The organism is Agrococcus jejuensis (assembly GCF_007679035.1).
GTDB classification, from domain to species: Bacteria; Actinomycetota; Actinomycetes; order Actinomycetales; family Microbacteriaceae; genus Agrococcus; species Agrococcus jejuensis_A.
The window spans coordinates 127,123-148,697 of record NZ_VEFR01000003.1; the positions used below are offsets into that span (position 1 = coordinate 127,123).

Below are 21,575 nucleotides of genomic sequence, written 5' to 3' on the forward strand. Positions count from 1 at the left end.
ATGTCGCCGACCGATCGCCTGCTCGGGTTGCTGTCGCTGCTGCAGGCGCGGCGCGAGTGGCCGGCCGCGACGCTCGCCGGTCGGCTCGACGTGAGCGCACGCACCGTGCGCCGCGACGTCGATCGCCTGCGGGCGATGGGCTACCGCATCCACGCGGTCATGGGTCCCGACGGCGGGTACCGCCTCGAGGCGGGGGCCGAGCTGCCGCCCATGCGATTCGACGACGCGCAGGCCGTCGCGCTCGTCGTCGCGCTGCGCACGGCCTCGGCGGCGGGCGCCGCCGTCGCCGAGGATGCGCTCCGCGCCCTCGCGACCGTGCGCCAGGTGCTGCCCGCGCCGCTGCGGCACCGCGTCGACGCGCTCGAGGTCTCCGCGCTCGCGTCGGGCGCCGTCCCCGTCGACCCCGAGGTGCTGCTCGCCGTCGCGGCCGCCGAGCGCGCCGACGAGGTGCTGCGGATCGTCTACGACGGCCGCGAGGGCCCGTCATGGCGCATCGAGCCGCACGGCATCGTCGCGGCGGACGGCCGCTGGTACCTCGTCGCCTTCGACCCCGCGCGCGACCGCTGGCGGCTGCTGCGCGTCGACCGCATCGCGCCGCTGCCGCCCACGGGCGTGCGATTCGCGCGACGCGAGGTCCCCGGCGGCGACGCGCGGGCCTTCGTGCTCGCCCGCTTCCGCGGCGCCACGTCGGGCACCGCCTGGCCGTGCACGGGCTCGGTCGTGCTCGCGCTGCCGGCCGCCCGCGTGCGGCCGTTCGCCGGCGAGGGCGAGGTCGTGGAGGTCGGCGATGGCGCGTCGACGCGCCTCACGCTCGGCGCGTGGTCGTGGATGGCGCTCGCGGCGACGTTCGCGCGGTTCGACGCCGCGATGACGCGCGTCGAGCCGCCCGAGCTCGCGAGCGCCTTCTCGGCGCTCGCGGCCAGGGCGGCCGCCGCTGCCGGGACGGCGTGACGCGGCGATCGATGCCTCGCCGTCGCCGCCGGAGCCGCGCGCCGGGCTACGCCGTCGCTGGCTCCCGCACCTCCCAGGGCTGCGCATCCGGTGCGCGGCGCGGTGCGGGAGCGTCGAGGCCGAGGTTCGAGCGCAGCGTCGAGCCCTCGTCGTAGCCGGTGCGGTAGACGCCCCGCGCCTGCAGGATCGGCACGACCCCGTCGACGAACGCGCGGAAGTCGCTCGGCAGGTGCTGCAGCAGGATGACGCCGTCGAGCGCCTCCGCGTCGAACCAGCGCAGCAGCTCGGCGGCGACGGTCTCGGCGCTGCCGACGAACGGGCTCGGTCGGAACGGCGCCGACCGGTCGACGACCTCGCGCAGCGTGAGCCCCTCGGCTCGCGCCGACTCGACGATCTCGCGCACCTTCGTCGGGTGCGCACGCCAGTCCTGGTCGCCGAGGTCGGGGAACGCCGCGTCGGGGTCGTACTGCGTGAAGTCGTGCCACGCGAACGTGCGGCCGAAGGCGCGCAGCCGCTCGTCGAACGGCTTCGCGTCGTGGCGAGCGCGCTCGATCGCACGCGCCTCCCCGTCGGTCGAGGCGACGATGGGCGAGATGCCGGGCAGCACGAGCGGCGCCGTGCGCCCGAGCTCCGCTGCGCGGCGCCGGTACTCCGCGACGATGGCGACCTGCTCGTCGAGCGGTCGCGGGAACGAGAAGATCGCCTCCGCGTGGCTCGCACCGAGCTCGCGGCCCTCGGGCGAGTCGCCCGCCTGGAACACGACGGGCTCGCCCTGCCGCGAGCGCTGCACGTTGAGGCCGCCCTCGACCCGGTAGAAGCGACCCTCGTGGCGCAGGGGCCACACGTCGCCCGGGTCGAGGAATCGCTCGGCGGCGACGTCGTACGGGAAGGCGTCGTCGCCGTAGGTCGCCCAGAGGCCGCGCACGACGTCGACGAACTCACCCGCCTGCGCATAGCGGTCGGCGTGCAGCGGATGCGCGTCGAACCCGTAGAGGCGCGCGGCCCCCTCGTCGGTCGTCGTCACGACGTTCACGCCCGCGCGACCCTCGGAGATGAGGTCGAGGGATGCGATGGCGCGCGCGACCGACAGCGGCGGCTCGTACGTCGACGAGATCGTGGCCACGAGCCCGATGTGGCGGGTGTGCGTCGCGATGGCCGCGAGCGCCGTGATGGGCTCGAGCCGGTTCAGGTAGTGGGGCGGCGAGTGGCGCTCGATGCGCACGGAGTCGGCGAGGAAGAAGAAGTCGAGGAGCCCCTCCTCGGCGAGCCTCGCCCACTCGAGGTACCTGTCGAGGCGCACGCCGGCGTCGGGCGCGAGCTCCGGGTTCGTCCACAGCCGGTACGTGCCCGGCCCTCCGACGCCGTGGTAGGCGGCGCCGATGTGCAGTCGTCGGGTCATCGCGGGCTCCTCGCTCGAGCGGATGGGTCGAGCACAGCATCCGTCACCGACTGAACACAACGCACGCGCATGACGCATTGTGTCCACCGTCATCGACGCGCTCGGGTGGCGTCATGTGCAGTCACATGACAGCGGCGGCTTGGCGACGCGTCGAAGAGCGGGCAGGGTGGACCTCGCATCCGCACCGCCCCGTTCGGCAATGTTCATTCATGCGCCGAACACAGTCCGAGGAGACGCCCGTGACCTTCGCTCCGCATCCCGTCACCGAGATCGACGTCGTGGCCGCGGCGACGACGCGTCGCGGCCGCGTGCTCGTGCTGCAGGGCCGCGGCGACGCCCCCGCCCACTACGCGAGGCTCGCGCACCGGCTCGCGGTCGATGGGTACGAGGTCGGCATCGCGCAGGTGCCGCCCGCCACGCCCGTCGAAGCCGCTGCCGCCTGGGCGGCGTTCGTCGAGGACACCGAGCAGCCGCAGGTCGTCGTCGCCGCCGACACCGCCGCGGGCCTCGTCGCCGCCGCGCTCGCCGAGGGCGGCGTCGACGAGTCGCCATCGGCCGTCGTGCTCGCGGGCCTCGCCGTGCCGGGCGCCGCGGTCGCCGAGCCCGTCGCCGACGAGACGCAGGAGCTGCGCAGCGCGTGCCCCATCCACGCCGGCGTCGTGCGATCGGCAGGGGCGCGGTCGCTCGCCGAGTCCGTCATCGACCCCATCTGGCCCGAGGGCGCCGCGGCGCTGCCCGTGCTCGCCATCCACGGCGCCGCCGACGCCATCGCGCCGCTCGACGACGCGATCGCGCTGCTCGCCAGGTGGCACGCCGAGGTCGTGGTCGTGGCAGGCGGCCTGCACGACGTGCTCAACGACGTCGCCCATCGCTCGGTCGCGGCTGAGATCGTGCAGCTGCTCGAGCGCGTGCGCCTCGATGCGGCGGCCGCCCCCATCCTCGAGCGGCGCGCAGCATGACCGGCTCCGCCACGAGCCAGGTGCGCGGCGGCGCCCCCGTGCACGCGCCGCAGAATCCCGCCGTCGTGCCGATCTACCAGACCGCCGCGTACGCGTTCGAGTCGTGGGAGGCGGCGCGCGACATCTTCGCGCTGCGCAGGTCCGGCAACCTCTACAGCCGCACCGGCAACCCCACGCAGACGCTGCTCGAGCAGCGCATCGCCGAGCTCGACGGTGGCGTGGCCGCGCTCGGCACCGCCTCCGGTCAGTCGGCCGTCGCGATCGCCCTGCTGGCGCTCGCCGCGCCCGGCGGCCACATCGTGGCCGGCTCCGGCCTGTACGGCGGCACGGTCGACCTGCTCACCGACACGCTCCCCGACCTCGGCATCACGGCGACGCTCGTCGACCAGGACGACCCGCAGGCGTGGCGTGCGGCGATCGAGCCGGGCACGCGCGCGCTGCTCGTCGAGTCGATCGGCAACCCCACCTCCGCCGTGCCCGACCTCGACGCCATCGCGCAGATCGCGAAGGAGGCGGGCGTGCCGCTCGTCGTCGACAACACCGTCGCGACGCCCGCGCTGCTGCGGCCCATCGAGCACGGCGCCGACATCGTCGTCTACTCGGCGACGAAGGCGCTCGGCGGCCACGGCACGTCGCTCGGCGGCCTCATCGTCGATCTCGGCACGTTCGACTTCGGCGCGCAGCCCGAGCGGTGGCCGCAGCTCACCGAGCCGTACGCGCGCGTCGGCGACGTCGTGCTGTGGGAGCGATTCGGTCGTGAGCGCAGCGCGTTCCTCGTGCTCGCGAAGACCCGCTGGAGCCACGACCTCGGTCCCGCGCTGTCGCCCTACAACGCGCAGCAGATCCTCATCGGCATCGAGACCCTCGACCTGCGCGTGCAGCGGCAGAGCGCCACGGCGCGCGAGATCGCGGCGCACCTGCACGCGCATCCGCACGTCGCCCGGGTGCACCATCCGTCGGTGCCCGGCAATCCGTACGCGGATGCCGCCGCCAGGCTGCTGCCGCACGGCACGGGCGGCGTGTTCTCGTTCGAGCCCGCGGGGGGCTTCGACGCGGTGCCTGCGATCGTCGATGCGCTCACGCACTTCACGCTCGCGGCCAACATCGGCGACGCACGCTCGCTCGTCATCCATCCGTCGACGACGACGCATTCGCACCTCACCGACGCGCAGCTCGAGCTCGCCGGCTTCACGCGCGCCACCATCCGCCTGTCGATCGGGCTCGAGACGCCCGCCGACCTCATCGCCGACCTCGACCGGGCGCTCGCGCTGGCGCACGAGGCGGCCCTCATCACGACCGACGCGTAGGAGCAGGCCATGCATCTCGGACTCTGGGCACCCATCTACGGCGGGTTCCTCCGCAACGTCGGCGACGAGGGCATGCCCGCGACATGGTCGACGATCCGCGACGTCGCGCATTCGGCCGACCGGCTGGGCTTCCACACCGTGCTCGTGCCCGAGCTCTACCTCAACGATCGCAAGGGCACCGACCAGCCGAGCCTCGAGGCGTGGGCGCTCACGGCCGCGATCCTCGCGACCACCGAGCGGCTGCGCGTCATGACGGCCATCCGCCCCGGCTTCCACCTGCCAGCGGTCGCGGCGAAGACGCTCTCGACGCTGTCCGACATCGCGCCCGGCCGCATCGCCCTCAACGTCGTCGCCGCATGGTGGGCGGAGGAGGCGCGCCAGTTCGGCGGACACTTCCCGGCACATGACGAGCGCTACGAGCAGGCGACGGAGTTCGTGGACGTGCTGCTGGGCGCGCTGCGCGAGTCGCCGTTCTCGTACGACGGCCGCTTCTTCCAGGCGCACGACACCGTTGTGGAGCCGAAGCCTGCCCAGCTGCCCGGCGTCTTCGCCGGTGGCGAGAGCGACGCGGGCCGCGAGGCGATCGCGGGCTTCGCCGACTCGTACGCCATCCATGGCGGCACGGTCGAGGAGGTGCGCGACAAGGTCGCCGACGTGCACGCGCGCCGTCGTCGACCCGTGGGGGAGCCGCTGCGCGAGGTCGCGATGAGCGCGTACGTCATCGTGCGGGACACCGAGGAGGAGGCGCAGGCCGAGCTCGCGCGCATCACCACGGTCGACCCGGGCTCGCCCGGCTATGCGTCGTTCCAGGAGTTCACGGCGAACTCGGCGCTCGACGTCGCCGTGTCGGCGCGCGAGTACTCCGTCGGCACGCGCGGCCTGCGCCCGAACCTCGTCGGCACGCCCCAGCAGGTGGCCGAGCGCATCCGCGCGTACGAGGATGCGGGCGTGACGCTGCTGCTCATCCAGTCGTCGCCGCTGGTGCCCGAGCTCGAGCGCATCGCGCGCGACCTCGCGCCGCTGCTCGACCGCTCGCTCGTCACGACGTCGTAGCGCCGCCGTCGGGGCTGATGCTCAGCGCCGCGCGTGCCGCCGCTCCTGCGTCCGCTCGCGCTGCCGCCAGTCGGCGAGCGCGATGCCGAGGGCGCCGAGCACCGCCCCGAGCACGGCGCCGGCGGCGTTCGCGACCCAGTCGTCGAGCGTGCACGAGCGGCCGATCGCCGGAACGAGCGCCTGCGTCAGCTCGATGCCGGCGGCGAGCACCGCACCGAGGAGCGCCGCGAGGATCGGCTGCCGCATCGCGACCGCGAGCAGCAGGCCGACCGGCACGAGCAGCACGACGTTCGCGAGCGGCTCGGGGGCGAGGCGGTTCGGGCTCCACGAGAGCTCGCAGCCCTCGAGCGCCGCGATGCCCGACGGCCACAGCGTCAGCAGGCCGACGCCCACGATGGCGAGCACGGCGAGCGCCGTCGCCGCGCGACGCCCGCCGGCCAGCGCCCACGCGACGAAGGGGCCGAGCACGACGACGGCGGCGAGCAGCGAGGGCGCGAGCCAGGGGTACGCGGCGAGGTACGTCGACAGCATCCGCTCATCCCTTCGCTCGTCGCACGGAGGAGCCTAGCCGCGGCGCCTCGGCTGCCCGCGGAGGCGGCGCAGGTGGGCGCGCTACCAGGCGCGCAGCGGCACCTCGCGGGTCGTCGGCCCCTGGGCGTCGACGCGCGTGCGCGCCTGCCACCGCGCGAATCCCAGGCCGACGGCTGCGAGCGTCGCGCCGATCGCGGCACCGGTCGTGTTCGCGATCCAGTCGCTCGTGTCGCACGAGCGGCCGATCTGCGTCACGACGGCCTGCACGCCCTCGATGCCGAACGAGAGCACCGAGCCGGCGAGCGCCGCCCGCACGGGTCGCTGCGTCGCGACCGCGAGCAGCAGCGTGAACGGCACGAACAGCAGCACGTTCGCCAGCGGCTCGGCCGCCGTGAGCTGCGGGCTCCAGTCGACGGCGCACCCGAACGTCATCGACCGCCGCGTCGGCGAGAGCGTGAGCAGCGCGAGCGGCACGAGGGCGGCGGCCGTGAGGACGCCGGCCGTGCGGTGTCGGGAGGCGAGCCACCATGCCGTGAGCGGGCCGGCGATCGCGAAGGCTGCGAGCACCGTCATGCCGACGGCCGCCGACGGCAGCAGCAGCGTGGCGATCACGCTCGGCTCGCGGGGGTCGTCGGCATCCGAGCAGCGTAGGTCGCCGAGCCATGAGGATCCGATGCGCACCCCATGCGCCGCGCGCCGCCCACGAGTACCGTCGAGCCAGCGGAGGGAGCGACTCGTGGCGACGATGCCCGACTTCGAGATGCCCGACGAGCGTCCGTCCGTCGTCCGCCGGCCCGCGCTCCCGTCCGTCTCGCAGCCATCTGCGGACGGCCCTGGATCCGAGGGTCCCGACGCACGGCTCCGTGCCCGCTGGCGCCGCGTGCGGGTGCCGCTGCTCGCAGGGGTCGTCGGTGCGGCGGTGGCGCTCGGCGGGGTCGTCGCGGTCGAGGCCGTGCGCGACGTCGACGCGCGCGCCGACGTCGCCGTCGTCGTCGACGCCTACGTCGCCGCCGTCGAGTCGGCGGACACGGCGACGATCGCCGACTCGCCCCTCGACGGCGCGGTCGCGACGACCGCGCTGCTCCTCGCCGGGGTCACGCCGGTCGCGACCGCCACGGTGCGTTGCGACGAGCCTCGGATCGGCGACGGCATCGCGACCGTCGTCTGCGAGGTGCGGGTCGAGCGACGCACCGCCGAAGCGCAGCTGCTGCTCGAGCAGGTCGACGGCGCATGGCAGGTGGTGCGCGGGCTCGAGGTGCCCGTGCGCCTGCGATCCGGCGCGCTCATCGTCCAGACGGTCGACGGCACGCCGCTCGAGCCGGCCCTCGCACGCGGCCAGGAGGCCGCCTGGATGCTGCCGGGGCGGTACGACGTGACGGTGCGCACCCCGCAGCAGCTGGAGGTCGAGCAGCTCGAGGGGCTCGTGGTCTCGGGATCGACGGGCTCGGTGCGCTGGACGAGCGACACCTCGGAGCAGCTCGACGCCGACGTGCAGGCGAGCGCGCTCGCCTTCGTCGAGGAGTGCGCCGCCCTGCCGCGTGAGGGCTGTCCCGCGCTGCAGGAGCGCGACCCTGCCGAGCCGTTCGGGGTCTTCGACGTCGTCGGGGAGCTGCGGCCCGACGACCCCTACGCCATGACGTTCGGCGTCAGCATCCGCCGACCGGTCGAGGATCCGGAGGAGTTCCTCGTCGTCACGGTCCGCGTCGACTTCGGCGAGGAGCTCGACCGGTACGACGTCGCCGTCGTGCCATCGCCGTAGACGCCGACGGGCCGCCGCGACCGAAGCGGTCGCGACGGCCCGATGGGCGGCGTCAGGCGGCGACGAGGATCTTCGCGCCGGCACCGCCGCGCAGGCGCGCGAACGATGGCACGACGTCGTCGAGGCCCACGTGCTCGACCCATCCGGTCGTGTCGTAGACGCCCTGCGCCATCGCCGCGATGACGCCGTCGAAGTCGGCCTGCGTGTAGGCGAGCGTGCCGACGATCGCCGTCTCGGTCATGAGCAGCGACACGGGGGAGAGCTCGACGGGGCGCTCGTGCATCGCCACGATCACGAGGCGACCCCCGGGCGTGAGCTGCGGGATGGCCGTGAGGATGGCCGGTGCCGCGCCCGCGGCGTCGAACGCAGCATCTACGCCGTCGCCGTCGGTGAGCGCAGCCACCGCGGCGGCGAGGTCGCCGCCCACGGGATCGACGGTCTGGGCGCCGAGCGCCTCGACGATCGCGCGTCGCTCTGCGCTCGGCTCGGACACGAGCACGCGCTCGACGCCGTGCGCCTTGAGCGCGAACCACGTGCCGATGCCGATGGGACCGGCGCCGGCGACGAGCGCCGTGCCGCCCGCGGCGACGCCCGACTGCTCGACGGCGTGCCACGCGACGGCCATGGGCTCGACGAGCGCGCCGAGCTCGAGCGACACCGACTCGGGCAGCACGTGCACCTTCGATGCGTCGACGACCGTGCGCTCGGCCATGCCGCCGCCGTCGGAGGTGAGGCCGTGGAAGCCGATGCGCGTGCACACGTTCGGCTTGCCGCGGCGGCACGCGGCGCACTCGCCGCACGCGTAGATCGGCCAGACGGCGACGCGGTCGCCGACGGCGACGCCCTCGACCCCCTCGCCGAGCGCCTCGACGGTGCCCGAGAACTCGTGGCCGAGGACCTGCGGCGGCATCGAGCCCGTGAGCGGATGCGGGTGCTCGAAGTCGAGTCCCGACGCCTCGGGGGCGAAGTACACGTGCAGGTCGGAGCCGCAGATGCCCGCGAACGCGTTGCGCAGCAGCACCTGGCCGGGACCGGGGGTGGGGTCGGCGACGTCCTCGATGCGGACGTCCTCCTTGCCGTGGAATCGCGCAGCGCGCATGGCTCTCCTCGTCGTCGATGGATGCGGTGGCCGCGATGGCGGCACGCTTCGAGCCTACGCCTCTCTGACAGGTGTCAGACAGTGGTGGGTGTCACGAGGTCGGATGCTCCTCGCCGGTCGACGCGAGCCAGTAGTCGGGCGACGCCGCCATGATGAGCGACGTGCCGCGCTCGACGTCGAGCGGCGCCGACCGCATCCACGCGTCGATCGCGCCCACCGTGCCCGCGGCGGCGTACGCCGCCGCCACCTCGAGCGCCAGGGCGTCGTCGCCACCGCCCGGCTCGGCGAGCGCGTGCGCCACGAGCGCGCCGCGGATCACGTCGACGAGCATCGCCCGCACCTCGCTCGACGCATCCGCCTGCATCGCATGCCGGTAGACCACCTCGTGCTCGGCGACGTGCGCGAGCAGCCCTCGCGTGCCGGCGCGGAACCCGCCCGACGCTGCGAGCATGCGGCCGCGGTCGTCGCCGAACGTCGCGATCACGCCCACGAGCTCGGCGCGCAGCGCGTCAGCGAGCAGGGCGGCCGGCGACGCCGCGTGGCGGTAGAAGGTGTCGCGCGTCACGCCCGCCGCTCGGCACAGCGCCGCCGCCGACACCGCCGCGATCGGCTGCTCGCGCGTCGCCTCGAGCACCGCGGCATGCAGCGCGGCACGGGAGCGAGCGGCGCGGGGATCCATCGCCGACGAGCGTAGCCGCGCGGGCGGCGCGCGCTCGTCGGGAATGCTCGCGCGCGCCATGCGCTGCATCACCGTGGACGCCGAACGAGGAGCACGATGCCGTCGATCACCGACCCGCTGACCATCCGCGGGCTCACGCTGCGCAACCGCATCTGGGTCGCCCCCATGTGCATGTACTCCGTCGAGACGCTCGACGGCGTGCCCGGCGCGTGGCACCGCACGCACTACGGCGCGCTCGCGACCGGAGGCACGGGGCTGCTGACGGTCGAGGCGTCGGCCGTCGTGCCCGAGGGGCGCATCTCGCGGCAGGACGCCGGCATCTGGGATGACGTGCAGCGCGACGCCTGGCGCCCGATCGTCGACTTCGCGCACGAGCGCGGCGCGGCCATCGGCATCCAGCTCGCGCACGCAGGCGCCAAGGCGTCGACCCGCCCGGCCTTCGGCCACGACGCCGGCACCGGCTCGCTGCCCGTCGCCGACGGCGGCTGGCAGACGGTCTCGTCGGCGGCGGGCTCGGTCATGGGGCTCGCGGACGCTCGTGCGCTGAGCGTCGACGAGGCGCGCGACGTCGTCGACGCGTTCATCGCCGCCGCCGTGCGCGCCGCAGACGCGGGCTTCGACCTCGTCGAGGTGCACGGCGCCCACGGCTACCTGCTCCACCAGTTCCTCTCGCCGCTGTGGAACACGCGCGACGACGAGCTCGGCGGCGACCTCGCGGGCCGCGCCACCCTGCTGCTCGAGGTCGTGCGGGGCATCCGCGCCGCCCTGCCCGACATGCCGATCATGGTGCGCCTCTCGGCGACCGACTGGACCGAGGGCGGCCTCACCGAGGACGACGCCGCGACCATCGCAGCATGGGCGCAGGATGCGGGCGCCGACCTCGTCGACGCCTCCTCCGGCGGCCTCGTGCGCGCCGCGATCCCCGTCGGCCCCGGCTACCAGGCGCACCTCGCGCAGCGCATCGCCGCCGTCGACGTGCCCACCTCGGCCGTCGGCATCATCGAGACGGGCGAGCAGGCGCAGGCGATCGTCGACTCCGGCGTCGACGCCGTGCGCGTCGGCCGCGCCGCCCTGCGCGACCCGCACCTGCCCATCCGTTGGGCGCGCGAGCTCGGCGCCGACGTCGACTGGGTGCCGCCGCAGTACGAGCGGGCGTACTGACGTCGGGGGAGATGTGCGCCTGAGCGAGGAGGCGACCCCGCATGCGGGATGCCGGTGCGCTCACGTGCACATCTCCTACGGCGCACGGTGGGTCTCGGCGCGGATGAGCGTCAGGAGCTCGGCCTCGACGGCGGGCCAGTCGTCGACGATCTGCCGGTAGGTCAGCCGCACGACGACGTACCCGAGCGTGGTCAGCCGCAGGTCGCGCGCGCGGTCGGCCGACTGCGCGGCCCAGCTCGCGTGGTGTTCCGCGCCATCGCACTCGATGACGAGCCGATCGCCGACGAGGAGGTCGACGCGAGCGTCGCCGATCCGAACCTGCGTGCGCACGAGCACGTTCCGCGCTCGCAGTCGGAGCCGCACCATGCTCTCGAGCCCGGACTCCGCGACATCGACCCGCGAGATCACCGCGCGGATGCGCAGGGGTGCGTCGCCGACCCACGACTCCAACTCGTCGGGCGTCGCAAGACGCAGATGCAGCAACGAGTCCGCCACGACGACGACGTCCTCCGACGTGCCGCACCGCAGCAGGCAGCGGAAGGCGGTCTCGACGTCGTCGACCGCAGACGTGATGGGGCGGTCTCGGCCGAAGTGGCGGCAGCCCGTCCGTCGGGCCGTACGCGTCCGTCGGGTTCGTCGCACGTGGCCCCGTCCGAGGGATTCGGGCATCCAGGCGCCGTGCACCCGGAGCGCGTCGGCACAGGAGAGGCAGCCGCCCGCACGTACGGCCGCGACCACGCGCGCATCCGCGTCCGCGCGGGCGAGCCAGCCGGGACGGAGTCGGGTGAGCACGCCTTCGGCGACGGCGGCCGCGATCGTGTGGTGAGTCCACCCGAGGCGCAGGAGCTGGGCGGTCGAGCCGACGCCGGAGCGGATGGACTGCGGGACGGGCATGGCGGGATGCTGCCCGGTTCGCTACGAGGGTCGACCGTCGATGTGGATGATCTGGTGCGATGTGCACCTGTGCAGGACAGCAGCGCCCTGAGCGGGCCTGCCGGGCCGCTCAGGTGCACATCTCAAGCGCCGTCTCGACGATTCAGCATCTGCTGTACTGTTCAGCACATGCTGACCCATCCGACGCCCACCCAGCACGACCGCGCCGTCGACGCCATGGTGCGCGTCGGGCGGGCGATGGGCGATGCGACGCGCGTGCGCATCCTGCTCGCGCTCGTCGAGGCGCCACGGCATCCGAGCGACCTCGCCGACGCGCTCGCGCTCACGCGGCCGAACGTGTCGAACCACCTCGCGTGCCTGCGCGGCTGCGGCCTCGTCGTCGCCGAGCCCGAGGGGCGCCGCACGCGCTACGCGCTCGCCGACCGGCACCTCGCCACGGCGATCCGTGCGCTCACCGACACCGTGCTCGCCGTCGACGCCGGCACGACGTGCGACGACCCCGACTGCCTGCAGCGCGGATGCTGCGCATGAGCGCCGTCGCGAGCCTGGCCCCCGCGCGCCGCGCCATCCTCGAGCGCCGCGTGCGCATCGTCGTCGCCATCACGATCACCTGGAACGTCGTCGAGGCGATCGTCGCGATCGCAGCCGGCGCCGTCGCGTCGTCGGCGGCGCTCATCGGCTTCGGGCTCGACTCGATCGTCGAGGTGCTGTCGGCCGCGGCGGTCGCGTGGCAGTTCTCGGCGCGCGACCCCGAGCGGCGCGAGCGTGTCGCGCTGCGCGTCATCGCCATCGCCTTCCTCGTGCTCGCGACCTACGTCGGCATCGACGCCGCGCTCGCGCTCGTCATGCAGGAGCGCCCCGACCCGAGCCCCGTCGGCATCGGCATCGCGGCGCTGAGCCTCGCGGTCATGCCGTTCCTCAGCTGGTTCGAGCGCCGCTCGGGCCGCGAGCTCGGCTCGGCGACGGCAGTCGCCGACTCCAAGCAGACGCTGCTGTGCACCTACCTCTCGGCCGCGCTGCTCGTGGGCTTGCTCGCGAACGCGCTGCTGGGGTGGTGGTGGGCGGATGCCGTCGCGGCGCTCGCGATCGCTGCCATCGCCGTGCGCGAGGGCGTGCTCGCGTGGCGCGGCGAGGGATGCTGCGCCGTGCCGGGCGGCCACGGGCGCGGGCACGCCCACGAGGGTGCACCGGGTGAGCCGGACGCCCTGCTCGACGCGTCAGGTCGTCCCGCGCCGTCGTGCGCGTGCTGCGCCGCCTGACGGCGAGCGCGCGCGTCGCGGCCCGAGGTCAGGGCTCGCGCAGCAGCACGATCGCGCCGACGTCGATGCGGTCGACCACGAGCGCGCGGATGGCGTCGACGTCGGCGGGGGAGCAGTCGAGCAGCACCTTCACCTCGGCGTCGCGCTTGCCGAGGTCGACCGACACCGTCACGCCCACGACGCCCGCGCCCTCGGCCGAGCCGCGGAACACGTCGATGCCGTCGCCGTCGCCGGCGCTCGTGCCCTCGAGGTAGCCGTAGTCGACGGGATAGACGACGTCCTCGTGACGAGGATGCGTCGTGCCCTTCGGGCGGTCGATGACGATGCTCGACGACTCGACGAGGGTGTCGAGCGTCGCGAAGAGGTCGGCCATGCGCCCATGCTGGCACGCCGCCGAGCGAGGGACCGAAGGGTTGCGGGCGTCAGCGCAGCAGGTCGTCGAACGGGGCGATCGGCACGATGCCCTCGGCCGCGGCGATCAGCGCGGCGTCGTCGGTGACGAGCGCATCCGCCTGCAGCCTCGCGACCGCGAGGTGCTCGGCGTCGCCGATGTCGTCACGACCCTGGTCGCGGGCGATCGACCATGCGGTCGACCGCGAGACCCGGTCGCCCAGCAGTCGCACCTTGACGGCCGTCATGCGATCGAGCAACGCCTTCGCCTCTGCCTCCGTGCGCGTGCCGTCGCGCACCTCGCGGTAGAGGATCGCCATGGCGTCGCTGCGCAGCGAGCCGCGACCGACGAGCGCGTGGCCCTCGGCGAGCGGCACCTCCGACGCCGCGAGGCGCAGCAGCGCAGCGCCGTCGAGCGCGAACCGGGTCACGAGCCTCCCTCGAGCGGCGACCCGACGACGTCGAAGCGGAAGCCGCCCATCTCGCCGGACAGGAGGGGCATCGCCTCGTCGATCGCCGCGCGCACCGACGGCAGGCCGAGGGATGCGTGGTGCGACTCGGCGTCGGCCCACAGCTCGACGACGAAGACGGTGTCGGGATGGTCGGCCGCGACGCCCACGTCGTACCGCAGGCACCCGGCAGCGGCGAGGTCGGCGCTCGGGCGGGTGAGGATGGCGACGAGCTCGTCGCGCGAGCCGGGCGTGGCACCGAGGGTGCCGACGTTCGCGAAGGTCATGCCGGAAGGCTAGCGGCGAACACCGACGGACCGTCCGCTCGTCGGGCGCGCATCCATAGCACAGGACGCGGTGTCGCAAGCGTTACGCATTCGTGATGCTCGCCGCTGCATCCCAGCGCTCGCGCGCCGTACGGCAGTGCCGAGGGGCTCGTGGCGGCCCCTCGGCGCTCGACAGGCACCGCATGCACTGGCAGCGTCGAACGCGGACCCCCGCGCGCCGGGGGTCGCGTCATGTCGGTCGAGACGAGTGGAGCACGTGGACATCTGGCAGTTCGTCGCCTCGCGATGGGAGGAGATCCTCTTCGCGTCGGCGCAGCATCTGAGCCTCGTCGCGCAATCGCTCGTCGTCGCGACCCTCGTCGCCATCGCCGTCGCGGCGCTCGTCTACACGAGCCCCGGCCGCAGCGGCGTCGCGAACGCCGTGAGCGCCATCGGCCTCACGATCCCCTCGTTCGCGCTCATCGGCCTCATGGTCGCCCCCTTCGGCTTCGGCGTCGCGCCCGCGGTCGTCGTCATCGTCTTCTTCGCCGTCATGCCGATCCTGCGCAACGCCGTCGTCGGCCTCGCCGGCGTCGACCGCAGCCTCGTCGAGTCGGCGAAGGGCATCGGCATGAGCCGCATCGCCACGTTCGCGCGCATCGAGCTGCCGCTCGCGTGGCCCGTGATCCTCTCGGGCGTGCGCATCTCGGCGCAGATGGTCATGGGCATCGCGGCCGTCGCGGCGTACGTGCTGGGCCCCGGCCTCGGCGGCTTCATCTTCCAGGGGCTCTCGCGCCTCGGCGGCGCCGGCGCGCTCGAGTCCATCGTCGTCGGCACCGTCGGCGTCATCGTGCTCGCCGCCATCCTCGATCTCATCCTCGTCGGCATCGGCCGGCTCACGACCTCGAAGGGCATCCGTGTCTGACACCGCCACCACCGACGCCGCAGCCGCCGAGATCAGCGGCAAGGCCATCCGGCTCGACAACGTCACGAAGCGCTACCCCGGTCAGCAGCGGCCCGCGGTCGACGGCATCACGCTCGAGATCCCCGCCGGCCAGATCGTCATGCTCGTCGGCCCCTCGGGCTGCGGCAAGACGACGACGCTGAAGATGATCAACCGCCTCATCGAGCCCACCGAGGGATCCATCATCCTCGGCGACGAGGACGTCACGACGATCGACGGCGACGATCTGCGCCGCCGCATCGGCTACGTCATCCAGGCAGGCGGGCTCTTCCCGCACATGACCGTCGCGCAGAACGTCGCCCTCGTGCCGAAGCTGCTCGGCTGGGACAAGGCCCGCATCGAGGCGCGCATCGACGAGCTGCTCGACCTCGTGTCCCTCGACCCCGAGACGTACCGCGACCGCTACCCGCGCGAGCTCTCGGGCGGCCAGCAGCAGCGCGTCGGCGTGGCCCGTGCGCTCGCCGCCGACCCGCCCGTGCTGCTCATGGACGAGCCCTTCGGCGCCGTCGACCCCATCACGCGCCAGCGTCTGCAGGACGAGCTCATCCGCATCCAGCACGAGGTGCGCAAGACGATCGTCATCGTCACGCACGACTTCGACGAGGCCGTGAAGCTCGGCGACTGGATCGTCGTGTTCCGCGAGGGCGCGCAGATCGTGCAGTACGACACCCCCGAGCGCATCCTCGCCGAGCCCGCCGACGAGTTCGTCGAGGACTTCATCGGCTCGGGCGCCGGCCTCAAGCAGCTGAGCCTGCGCCGCGTGCGCGAGGTCGAGCTGGCCGAGGCCGTCGTCGTGCGCGCCGGCAGCGACGCGAAGGAGGCGCTGCAGCGCATCGAGCGCGCCGGCCACCACCACGTCGTCGTGACCGACGACCGCGACCGCCCCGTGGCGTGGCCCTCGCGGCGGGAGCTCGGACGCATCCAGACGCTGCCGACCTCGCTCGTGCCCGACACCCCGATCGTCGGCTCCGGCGCGACGCTCAACGACGCGCTCGACACGATGCTCGTCTCGAGCGCCGGTGCTGCGCTCGTCACGGGTCGCGGCGGCGCGTTCATCGGCGTCATCACGGTCGAGACGGTCATGGAGGCCATCACCGCCGCGCGCGAGGCCGCCTCCGAGCGGCCCGCGGGCGCACCGGTGGGCATCAACACCGGCACCCTCGCGGTGCAGCAGCCGGCGGGCGCGGATGAGTGAGGTCGCCGCGGCCACGGCCGCTCCGAGCGCGCCCGAGGGGCGGTCGCGCCTGCGCGCGTGGCGTCCGCTCATCGTGCAGATCGCGGTGCTCGTGGCCATCCTCGTCGCGTTCGCGATCTGGCTCGCCGTCGCGCCGCTGAGTGCGACGGAGCGCAACACCCTCAACCCGGGCACGCTGCTCGAGCTCACCGGTCAGCACCTCGGCCTCACGTTCGTCGGCGCCGTGCTCGTGCTCGTCATCGCGATCCCACTGGGCGTGCTGCTCACGAGGCGGCCGTTCCGCGGCGCGGCGGGCCCCATCCTCGCCGTCGCGAACTTCGGCCAGGCCGCGCCGGCCGTGGGCCTCATCGTGCTGCTCGCCGCGCTCGTGCCCGACGGGTTCCAGGCGTCGATCATCGCCCTCGTGCTCTACGCGGTGCTGCCGGTGCTGCGCAACACGATGATCGGCATCCGCGGCGTCGACGAGCGCCTCGTCGAGGCCGGCCGCGGCATGGGCATGACGTCGTTCATGGTGCTGCTGCGCGTCGAGCTGCCCCTCGCGGTGCCCGTCATGCTCTCGGGCGTGCGCACGGCGCTCGTGCTGCTCGTCGGCACCGCCGCGCTCGCGGCGTTCGTCAACGGCGGCGGGCTCGGCCTGCTCATCACGACCGGCATCAACCTGTACCTGTTCACCGTGCTCATCGCCGGGGCCCTGCTCATCGCCGTGCTCGCGCTCATCGTCGACTGGCTCGGCCGCGTCGTCGAGCACGTCGCCCGACCGAAGGGACTGTGATGACCCGCATCCGCCCCACCCGCGTCGCCGCGGCGCTCGCCGGCCTCGGCATGCTCGCCGTCACGGGCTGCGGCCTGCAGCCCGCGACCGCGTACGTGCCCGCCGTCGCTCCCGGATCCATCGAGCCCATCGACGGACTCGAGGAGGGCGCGTCGCTCACGATCACGAGCAAGAACTTCACCGAGCAGCTCATCCTCGGCAAGATCGGCGTGCTCGTGGCGCAGGCCGCCGGCTTCGACGTCACCGACATGACGAACGTGCCCGGCTCCGTGCCGGTGCGCGAGCTCATGACGTCGGGCACCGCCGACATGACGTGGGAGTACACCGGCACCGCCTGGCTCACGTACATGGGCGAGGAGGAGGGGTTCGACGACCAGCAGGCGCAGTACGAGGCCGTGCGGGATGCGGATGCCGAGATCGGGCTCACGTGGCTCGAGCCGGCCGCGCTCAACAACACGTACGCGATCGCCGTGCGGTCGGAGGCCGTCGAGGAGCTCGGGGGCGTGTCGACGCTGTCGCAGATGGCGGCGCTGCCCGTCGAGGACCGCACGATCTGCGTCGAGCCCGAGTTCAACTCGCGCGCCGACGGCCTCGGACCGCTGCTCGAGCTGTACGGCATCCCGCGCGGCTCGGCCGACGGCGTGCCCGACGACAACATCTCGATCTACGACACCGGCGCCGTCTACACGGCCACCGATCGTGGCACGTGCAACTTCGGCGAGGTCTTCTCGACCGACGGTCGCATCGACTCGCTCGACCTCACGCTGCTCGAGGACGACCTCGGCTACTTCCCGGCGTACAACGCGGCGGCCGTGCTCAACACGGAGACCCTCGAGACGTACCCGGAGCTCGAGGAGATCTACGGCGCGGTGTCGGAGGCGCTCACCGACGAGGTGCTGCGCGAGCTGAACCTGCGCGTCGACGAGGGCGGCGAGCTGCCCGCCGACGTCGCGCTCGACTTCCTCGTGCAGGAGGGGTTCGTCACCGAGCCGTGACGCGCGCTGCTGCGCGCCGAGCGATGCTGCGCGGCCCTTCGTCTGCGACGCGCGGACGAGGGGCCGCTGGGCATCGCTGCGCGGCGCTCAGACGAGCGCAGGCACCGCCTCGACGCCGAGCGCCGTCGCGACGCCCGCGTTCGTGATGGCGCCCGCGTGCACGTTGAGGCCGCGGGCCAGGGCGGCGTCGCTGCGTGCGGCGCCCTCCCAGCCGAGGTCGGCGATGCGCAGCACGTAGGGCAGCGTCGCGTTCGTGAGCGCGCGCGTCGACGTCTCGGGCACGGCGCCCGGGATGTTCGCGACGCACGAGTAGAGCGCGTCGTGCACGGCGTAGACGGGGTCGGCGTGCGTCGTGGGGCGCGAGCCCTCGAAGCATCCGCCCTGGTCGATCGCGATGTCGACGAGCACCGAGCCGGGGCGCATCGCCGCGACCATGTCGTCGGTGACGAGCTTGGGGGCGGCGGCGCCGGGCACGAGCACCGAGCCGATCACGAGGTCGGCGTCGGCGACCTGGTCGGCGATCTCGAGGCGCGACGAGTGGCGCGTCTGGATCGTCGTGCCGAAGGACGCCTCGAGCTGGCGCAGGCGGGGGAGCGAGAGGTCGATGACGGTGACGTCGGCGCCGAGGCCCACGGCGTTGCGGGCGGCGTGCTCGCCGGCGACGCCGCCGCCGATGACGACCACCTTGGCGCGGCGCGTGCCGGGGACGCCGCCGAGCAGGATGCCGCGGCCGCCCGCGGGCCCCATGAGGTGGTGGGCGCCCATGACGATCGAGAGGCGGCCGGCGACCTCGCTCATCGGCGCGAGCAGCGGCAGCGAACGGTCGTCGAGCTGCACCGTCTCGTAGGCGATCGCCGTCGAGCCGGCGGCCATGAGCGCGTGCGCCGTGTCGGCCGCGGCGGCGAGGTGCAGGTAGGTGAAGACGACCTGGCTGTCGCGCATGCGCGCGAACTCGGGCTCGATGGGCTCCTTGACCTTCAGCAGCAGGTCGCCCTTGGCCCACGCCTCGTCGGCGTCGGCGGCGATGCGCGCGCCCGCCGCGACGTACGCCTCGTCGGCGATGCGCGAGCCCACGCCCGCGCCCTGCTCGATCCACACCTCGTGGCCGCGAGCGACGAGCGCGTCGACGCCGGCGGGGGTGATGGCGACGCGCTGCTCGCTCGCCTTGATCTCTGCGGGAACGGCGATGCGCATGGGTGGGCCCTCTCGTCGTGGGTGGCGCGGCGATGCGCCTCTCGTGCCACCCATGATGGGAGGAAGTGGCAGGATGTGCGAGAGCAGCCGAAGCATTGCCCGGCGCGGCTGTCGATCTCGTCGAATCCTTCGGTGATCGGCATCGATGGGCGGAGAGTGGGCGCGGATGCTGCAGGACCGGGGCGACCTCGACGAGGTCGATGCGGAGATCGTCGGCGTGCTCGTGCGCGATGCGCGTGCGTCGAACCGCCAGCTCGCACGGGCCGTCGGGCTCGCGGAGTCGACGGTGCACGCGCGCGTGCGCAGGCTCGAGGAGCGCGGCGTCATCGCCGGGTACGAGGCGGTCGTGCGGCAGGAGCGCGTGGGGCACGGGCTGCAGGCGCTCGTGCACGTGACGCTGCGTCCTGGTGCGCGCCAGACGAGCATCACGGCGTTCTCGGAGCGCGTGCGCGCGCTGGTCGAGGTGAGCCAGGTGTACTTCCTCGGCGGCGTCGACGACTTCATCGTGCACGTGGCGGTCGCCGACTCGTCGGGGCTGCGTCGCTTCGTCGTCGAGCACCTCTCGGCCGACCAGACGGTCGCGTCGACGCGCACGAGCATCGTCTTCGACTATCACCGCAACGTGTCGACGGCGTCGTTCGGCTGACGCGGCGCTGTCTCCATTCTTGGAGAACGCGCGTCCGCCCCAGCTGGTCGAGGAGGCCCCGCCCTTCGAGACGGCTGCTCGCTGCGCTCGCGGCCTCCTCAGGAGCCGCTCCACGAGGAGCCGTCGCGAGACCACGTGACGTCCCCGCTCGACGCGACCATGCGTGTGCCTTGGCAGGAGCGGACGTCGCGTGGTCTCGTGACGCGTGCTCGCTGCGCTCGCGCGCTCCTCGACCAGCTGGGGCGGATCGTTCCCAGGCCGACTCCTCGAGGTGCGAGCGGAGCGAGCCTCGTACGGTGCCCCCGGAAGCAGTCGGCCTCAGGCGCCCGGCAGCGTCACCGCCACCACCGCCTGCGGGCGGCCGACGACGGGCACCTCGCGCTGCTGGAGCGTCTCGAGGTCGACGATCGTGAGCCCGTCCCACCAGCCGTCGCGCGTGTAGCCGCCGGCGAGCACCGCCGACCACGCATCGGCGTCCGTCGCGCGCCACGTCGTCACGGTCTCGTGCAGGCGCGACAGCGGCACGACCGCATCCGTGCCGTCGGCCGACACGATCTCGAGGCTCGGGCCCTGCGTCGCCGAGCCGAACGCGCCGGTGCCGACGACGAGGGTCGTGCCGTCGAGCGCGTCGCCCGGCGAGCGCACCTGCGTCGCGCCGTGCTGATGGGTCTGCGCCGTGAGCGGCGTCGAGGTCACGGCGCCCGAGAGCGGGTCGACCTCCAGCATCACCTGCCCCTGGAACGGCAGCAGGATCGTGCCCGCGTCCGTGACGACGCCGTAGTGCGGCTTCTCCCAGGAGTTGAACCCGAGGTCCCCGAACGGCGCGACCTCGATCGTGCGGGCTGCGAGCGTCGCGGCGTCGACCACCGTCACGCCGTACGTGTCGTGGTCGACGGTCGCGACCCAGGCGCCCTCCGGGTCCACGAGCACGTCGAACGGGCGCACGCCCACGTCGACGGATGCCGTGAAGGTGCCGGATGCGACGTCGAAGACCTCGAGCCATGCGGGGTCGGGCCAGCGATGCACCGCGACGTACACCGTCGCGCCGTCGGGGGAGACGGCGAGCCCGAGGCCGCCGTCGCGGTACTCGCCGTCCGCGACCTCCGCCGGCTGGTGCTGGAAGGGCACGAGGGCCGTGCGCGTCATGCTCGCGAGGTCGACGACCGCCAGCCCCACGGCGGTCGCGACGAACGCGCGCTCGTGCGCGGCGTCCGCGGCGACGCCCCACGGCGCGGCACCGACCTCGATCGACGCGACGACCGGCTCGGCGGCGTCGGGGTCGACGACCGCGAGGGCGTTCGATGCTGCCAGCGTCGTGAGCAGCAGCGAGCGCTCGGGCTCCGGCTCGGGCGTCGGCGACGCCGACGGCTCCGGCGCGCTCGGGGTCGACGGCGCCGGTGCCTGCGTCAGCGCTCCCGGCGCGCATCCCGTGAGCAGGGCGAGCGCGGCCACGACCGTCGCGAGACGGGGGAGGAGGGCACACGCGGGCATCCGGGCATCGTATGCCCGCGAGCCATGCTCCTCCGATCCGCGCCGTCGCTCGTGCGACGCGATCGCTTCTCGCAGTGCGAGAGCGCATGTCGCGATCGCTCCGCATCCGCGGGATGGTGTCAGCGTTCGACATCGGGTCGACCTCGACGGAGAGGAAGCACC

The 21,575-nt window shown here is 73.8% G+C and carries 24 protein-coding genes; 13 read left to right on the top strand and 11 right to left on the bottom strand.

Annotated features, from left to right (window positions below):
• A complete protein-coding gene (locus FS793_RS11040; protein WP_144720570.1) occupies positions 1-951 on the top strand; it encodes a helix-turn-helix transcriptional regulator in 951 nt (316 codons plus the stop codon).
• 46 nt (positions 952-997) lie between these two features.
• Here the strand turns inward: FS793_RS11040 and FS793_RS11045 are convergent, their stop codons facing one another.
• Positions 998-2,350 (bottom strand): NtaA/DmoA family FMN-dependent monooxygenase, encoded by a 1,353-nt coding sequence (locus FS793_RS11045; RefSeq protein WP_144720571.1) that lies wholly within the window; start codon positions 2,348-2,350, stop codon positions 998-1,000.
• 239 nt (positions 2,351-2,589) lie between these two features.
• Between FS793_RS11045 and FS793_RS11050 the strand changes: the two genes are divergently transcribed.
• The 3 genes from FS793_RS11050 to FS793_RS11060 are packed head-to-tail and all read left to right on the top strand — an operon-like array spanning position 2,590 to position 5,669.
• Positions 2,590-3,309: a lysophospholipase gene (locus FS793_RS11050; RefSeq protein ID WP_144720572.1), complete on the top strand. Its 720-nt coding sequence runs from the start codon at positions 2,590-2,592 to the stop codon at positions 3,307-3,309.
• Complete coding sequence (locus FS793_RS11055) at positions 3,306-4,616, top strand: O-acetylhomoserine aminocarboxypropyltransferase/cysteine synthase family protein (protein WP_144720573.1); 1,311 nt, start codon at positions 3,306-3,308, stop codon at positions 4,614-4,616. Before FS793_RS11050 ends, FS793_RS11055 begins: the two co-directional genes overlap by 4 nt.
• A 9-nt stretch (positions 4,617-4,625) precedes the next feature.
• Positions 4,626-5,669, top strand: coding sequence for an LLM class flavin-dependent oxidoreductase (locus tag FS793_RS11060; protein WP_144720574.1), 1,044 nt, complete (start codon positions 4,626-4,628; stop codon positions 5,667-5,669).
• Between the two features lie 21 nt (positions 5,670-5,690).
• Here the strand turns inward: FS793_RS11060 and FS793_RS11065 are convergent, their stop codons facing one another.
• Together FS793_RS11065 and FS793_RS11070 are read right to left on the bottom strand one after the other, a co-directional pair.
• Positions 5,691-6,200, bottom strand: coding sequence for a VanZ family protein (locus tag FS793_RS11065; protein ID WP_144720575.1), 510 nt, complete (start codon positions 6,198-6,200; stop codon positions 5,691-5,693).
• Between the two features lie 81 nt (positions 6,201-6,281).
• Positions 6,282-6,881 (bottom strand): VanZ family protein, encoded by a 600-nt coding sequence (locus FS793_RS11070; protein WP_186329463.1) that lies wholly within the window; start codon positions 6,879-6,881, stop codon positions 6,282-6,284.
• Between the two features lie 199 nt (positions 6,882-7,080).
• Here FS793_RS11070 and FS793_RS16260 point away from each other — a divergent pair, with 199 nt between their 5' ends.
• Positions 7,081-7,959 (top strand): hypothetical protein, encoded by an 879-nt coding sequence (locus FS793_RS16260; RefSeq protein WP_186329464.1) that lies wholly within the window; start codon positions 7,081-7,083, stop codon positions 7,957-7,959.
• 52 nt (positions 7,960-8,011) lie between these two features.
• On the opposite strand, the gene FS793_RS11080 is transcribed toward FS793_RS16260, so the two are convergent.
• Together FS793_RS11080 and FS793_RS11085 are read right to left on the bottom strand one after the other, a co-directional pair.
• The gene (locus FS793_RS11080; protein ID WP_144720577.1) at positions 8,012-9,058 is read right to left on the bottom strand and encodes a 2,3-butanediol dehydrogenase; all 1,047 of its coding nucleotides are present in this window, start codon (positions 9,056-9,058) and stop codon (positions 8,012-8,014) included.
• 91 nt (positions 9,059-9,149) lie between these two features.
• Entirely contained in the window at positions 9,150-9,737 is a 588-nt protein-coding gene (locus FS793_RS11085) for a TetR family transcriptional regulator (RefSeq protein WP_186329465.1), read from the bottom strand.
• 96 nt (positions 9,738-9,833) lie between these two features.
• Here FS793_RS11085 and FS793_RS11090 point away from each other — a divergent pair, with 96 nt between their 5' ends.
• Positions 9,834-10,898: an oxidoreductase gene (locus tag FS793_RS11090; protein WP_144720579.1), complete on the top strand. Its 1,065-nt coding sequence runs from the start codon at positions 9,834-9,836 to the stop codon at positions 10,896-10,898.
• A 75-nt stretch (positions 10,899-10,973) separates the two neighbouring features.
• Here FS793_RS11090 and FS793_RS11095 read toward each other — a convergent pair whose 3' ends face one another.
• Complete coding sequence (locus tag FS793_RS11095; RefSeq protein ID WP_144720580.1) at positions 10,974-11,792, bottom strand: endonuclease domain-containing protein; 819 nt, start codon at positions 11,790-11,792, stop codon at positions 10,974-10,976.
• A 168-nt stretch (positions 11,793-11,960) separates the two neighbouring features.
• Between FS793_RS11095 and FS793_RS11100 the strand changes: the two genes are divergently transcribed.
• Together FS793_RS11100 and FS793_RS11105 are read left to right on the top strand one after the other, a co-directional pair.
• On the top strand, positions 11,961-12,323 hold the full coding sequence (locus tag FS793_RS11100) for an ArsR/SmtB family transcription factor (RefSeq protein WP_144720581.1): 363 nt from the start codon (positions 11,961-11,963) through the stop codon (positions 12,321-12,323).
• Positions 12,320-13,051: a cation transporter gene (locus tag FS793_RS11105; protein WP_144720582.1), complete on the top strand. Its 732-nt coding sequence runs from the start codon at positions 12,320-12,322 to the stop codon at positions 13,049-13,051. The genes FS793_RS11100 and FS793_RS11105 overlap by 4 nt, the downstream gene beginning before the upstream one ends.
• 28 nt (positions 13,052-13,079) lie before the next feature.
• Here FS793_RS11105 and FS793_RS11110 read toward each other — a convergent pair whose 3' ends face one another.
• The 3 genes from FS793_RS11110 to FS793_RS11120 are packed head-to-tail and all read right to left on the bottom strand — an operon-like array spanning position 13,080 to position 14,177.
• Positions 13,080-13,424: an inorganic pyrophosphatase gene (locus FS793_RS11110; protein ID WP_144720583.1), complete on the bottom strand. Its 345-nt coding sequence runs from the start codon at positions 13,422-13,424 to the stop codon at positions 13,080-13,082.
• A 49-nt stretch (positions 13,425-13,473) separates the two neighbouring features.
• A complete protein-coding gene (locus FS793_RS11115) occupies positions 13,474-13,872 on the bottom strand; it encodes a hypothetical protein (RefSeq protein WP_144720584.1) in 399 nt (132 codons plus the stop codon).
• Complete coding sequence (locus FS793_RS11120; RefSeq protein WP_144720585.1) at positions 13,869-14,177, bottom strand: putative quinol monooxygenase; 309 nt, start codon at positions 14,175-14,177, stop codon at positions 13,869-13,871. The genes FS793_RS11115 and FS793_RS11120 overlap by 4 nt, the downstream gene beginning before the upstream one ends.
• Positions 14,178-14,439: 262 nt before the next feature.
• On the opposite strand from FS793_RS11120, the gene FS793_RS11125 reads away from it, so the two are divergent.
• Genes FS793_RS11125 through FS793_RS11140 form a run of 4 tightly spaced genes read left to right on the top strand, consistent with a single transcriptional unit; the run spans position 14,440 to position 18,082 of the window.
• Positions 14,440-15,081 carry an ABC transporter permease gene (locus tag FS793_RS11125; RefSeq protein ID WP_144720805.1) on the top strand — a complete coding sequence of 214 codons (642 nt, stop codon included), beginning with the start codon at positions 14,440-14,442 and terminating at the stop codon, positions 15,079-15,081.
• Entirely contained in the window at positions 15,074-16,315 is a 1,242-nt protein-coding gene (locus FS793_RS11130) for an ABC transporter ATP-binding protein (RefSeq protein WP_144720586.1), read from the top strand. The genes FS793_RS11125 and FS793_RS11130 overlap by 8 nt, the downstream gene beginning before the upstream one ends.
• The gene (locus FS793_RS11135; protein WP_144720587.1) at positions 16,308-17,087 is read left to right on the top strand and encodes an ABC transporter permease; all 780 of its coding nucleotides are present in this window, start codon (positions 16,308-16,310) and stop codon (positions 17,085-17,087) included. The genes FS793_RS11130 and FS793_RS11135 overlap by 8 nt, the downstream gene beginning before the upstream one ends.
• On the top strand, positions 17,087-18,082 hold the full coding sequence (locus FS793_RS11140; protein ID WP_144720588.1) for a glycine betaine ABC transporter substrate-binding protein: 996 nt from the start codon (positions 17,087-17,089) through the stop codon (positions 18,080-18,082). Before FS793_RS11135 ends, FS793_RS11140 begins: the two co-directional genes overlap by 1 nt.
• A gap of 87 nt (positions 18,083-18,169) precedes the next feature.
• Here FS793_RS11140 and ald read toward each other — a convergent pair whose 3' ends face one another.
• Complete coding sequence (ald, locus tag FS793_RS11145; protein WP_144720589.1) at positions 18,170-19,276, bottom strand: alanine dehydrogenase; 1,107 nt, start codon at positions 19,274-19,276, stop codon at positions 18,170-18,172.
• A 166-nt stretch (positions 19,277-19,442) separates the two neighbouring features.
• Between ald and FS793_RS11150 the strand changes: the two genes are divergently transcribed.
• The gene (locus tag FS793_RS11150) at positions 19,443-19,922 is read left to right on the top strand and encodes an Lrp/AsnC family transcriptional regulator (RefSeq protein ID WP_144720590.1); all 480 of its coding nucleotides are present in this window, start codon (positions 19,443-19,445) and stop codon (positions 19,920-19,922) included.
• 318 nt (positions 19,923-20,240) lie between these two features.
• On the opposite strand, the gene FS793_RS11155 is transcribed toward FS793_RS11150, so the two are convergent.
• On the bottom strand, positions 20,241-21,413 hold the full coding sequence (locus FS793_RS11155; RefSeq protein WP_144720591.1) for a YncE family protein: 1,173 nt from the start codon (positions 21,411-21,413) through the stop codon (positions 20,241-20,243).
• Positions 21,414-21,575: the final 162 nt, after the last annotated feature.

Coding starts and splice junctions, on each gene's coding strand:
- FS793_RS11105 (WP_144720582.1), top strand. CDS start 12,320: ATGAGCGCCGTCGCGAGCCTGGCCCCCGCGCGCCGCGCCATCCTCGAG.
- FS793_RS11055 (WP_144720573.1), top strand. CDS start 3,306: ATGACCGGCTCCGCCACGAGCCAGGTGCGCGGCGGCGCCCCCGTGCAC.
- FS793_RS11120 (WP_144720585.1), bottom strand. CDS start 14,177: ATGACCTTCGCGAACGTCGGCACCCTCGGTGCCACGCCCGGCTCGCGC.
- FS793_RS11095 (WP_144720580.1), bottom strand. CDS start 11,792: ATGCCCGTCCCGCAGTCCATCCGCTCCGGCGTCGGCTCGACCGCCCAG.
- FS793_RS11060 (WP_144720574.1), top strand. CDS start 4,626: ATGCATCTCGGACTCTGGGCACCCATCTACGGCGGGTTCCTCCGCAAC.
- FS793_RS11150 (WP_144720590.1), top strand. CDS start 19,443: ATGCTGCAGGACCGGGGCGACCTCGACGAGGTCGATGCGGAGATCGTC.
- FS793_RS11065 (WP_144720575.1), bottom strand. CDS start 6,200: ATGCTGTCGACGTACCTCGCCGCGTACCCCTGGCTCGCGCCCTCGCTG.
- FS793_RS11080 (WP_144720577.1), bottom strand. CDS start 9,058: ATGCGCGCTGCGCGATTCCACGGCAAGGAGGACGTCCGCATCGAGGAC.
- FS793_RS11040 (WP_144720570.1), top strand. CDS start 1: ATGTCGCCGACCGATCGCCTGCTCGGGTTGCTGTCGCTGCTGCAGGCG.
- FS793_RS11110 (WP_144720583.1), bottom strand. CDS start 13,424: ATGGCCGACCTCTTCGCGACGCTCGACACCCTCGTCGAGTCGTCGAGC.
- ald (WP_144720589.1), bottom strand. CDS start 19,276: ATGCGCATCGCCGTTCCCGCAGAGATCAAGGCGAGCGAGCAGCGCGTC.
- FS793_RS11155 (WP_144720591.1), bottom strand. CDS start 21,413: ATGCCCGCGTGTGCCCTCCTCCCCCGTCTCGCGACGGTCGTGGCCGCG.
- FS793_RS11135 (WP_144720587.1), top strand. CDS start 16,308: ATGAGTGAGGTCGCCGCGGCCACGGCCGCTCCGAGCGCGCCCGAGGGG.
- FS793_RS11090 (WP_144720579.1), top strand. CDS start 9,834: ATGCCGTCGATCACCGACCCGCTGACCATCCGCGGGCTCACGCTGCGC.
- FS793_RS11045 (WP_144720571.1), bottom strand. CDS start 2,350: ATGACCCGACGACTGCACATCGGCGCCGCCTACCACGGCGTCGGAGGG.
- FS793_RS11100 (WP_144720581.1), top strand. CDS start 11,961: ATGCTGACCCATCCGACGCCCACCCAGCACGACCGCGCCGTCGACGCC.
- FS793_RS11085 (WP_186329465.1), bottom strand. CDS start 9,737: ATGGATCCCCGCGCCGCTCGCTCCCGTGCCGCGCTGCATGCCGCGGTG.
- FS793_RS11140 (WP_144720588.1), top strand. CDS start 17,087: ATGACCCGCATCCGCCCCACCCGCGTCGCCGCGGCGCTCGCCGGCCTC.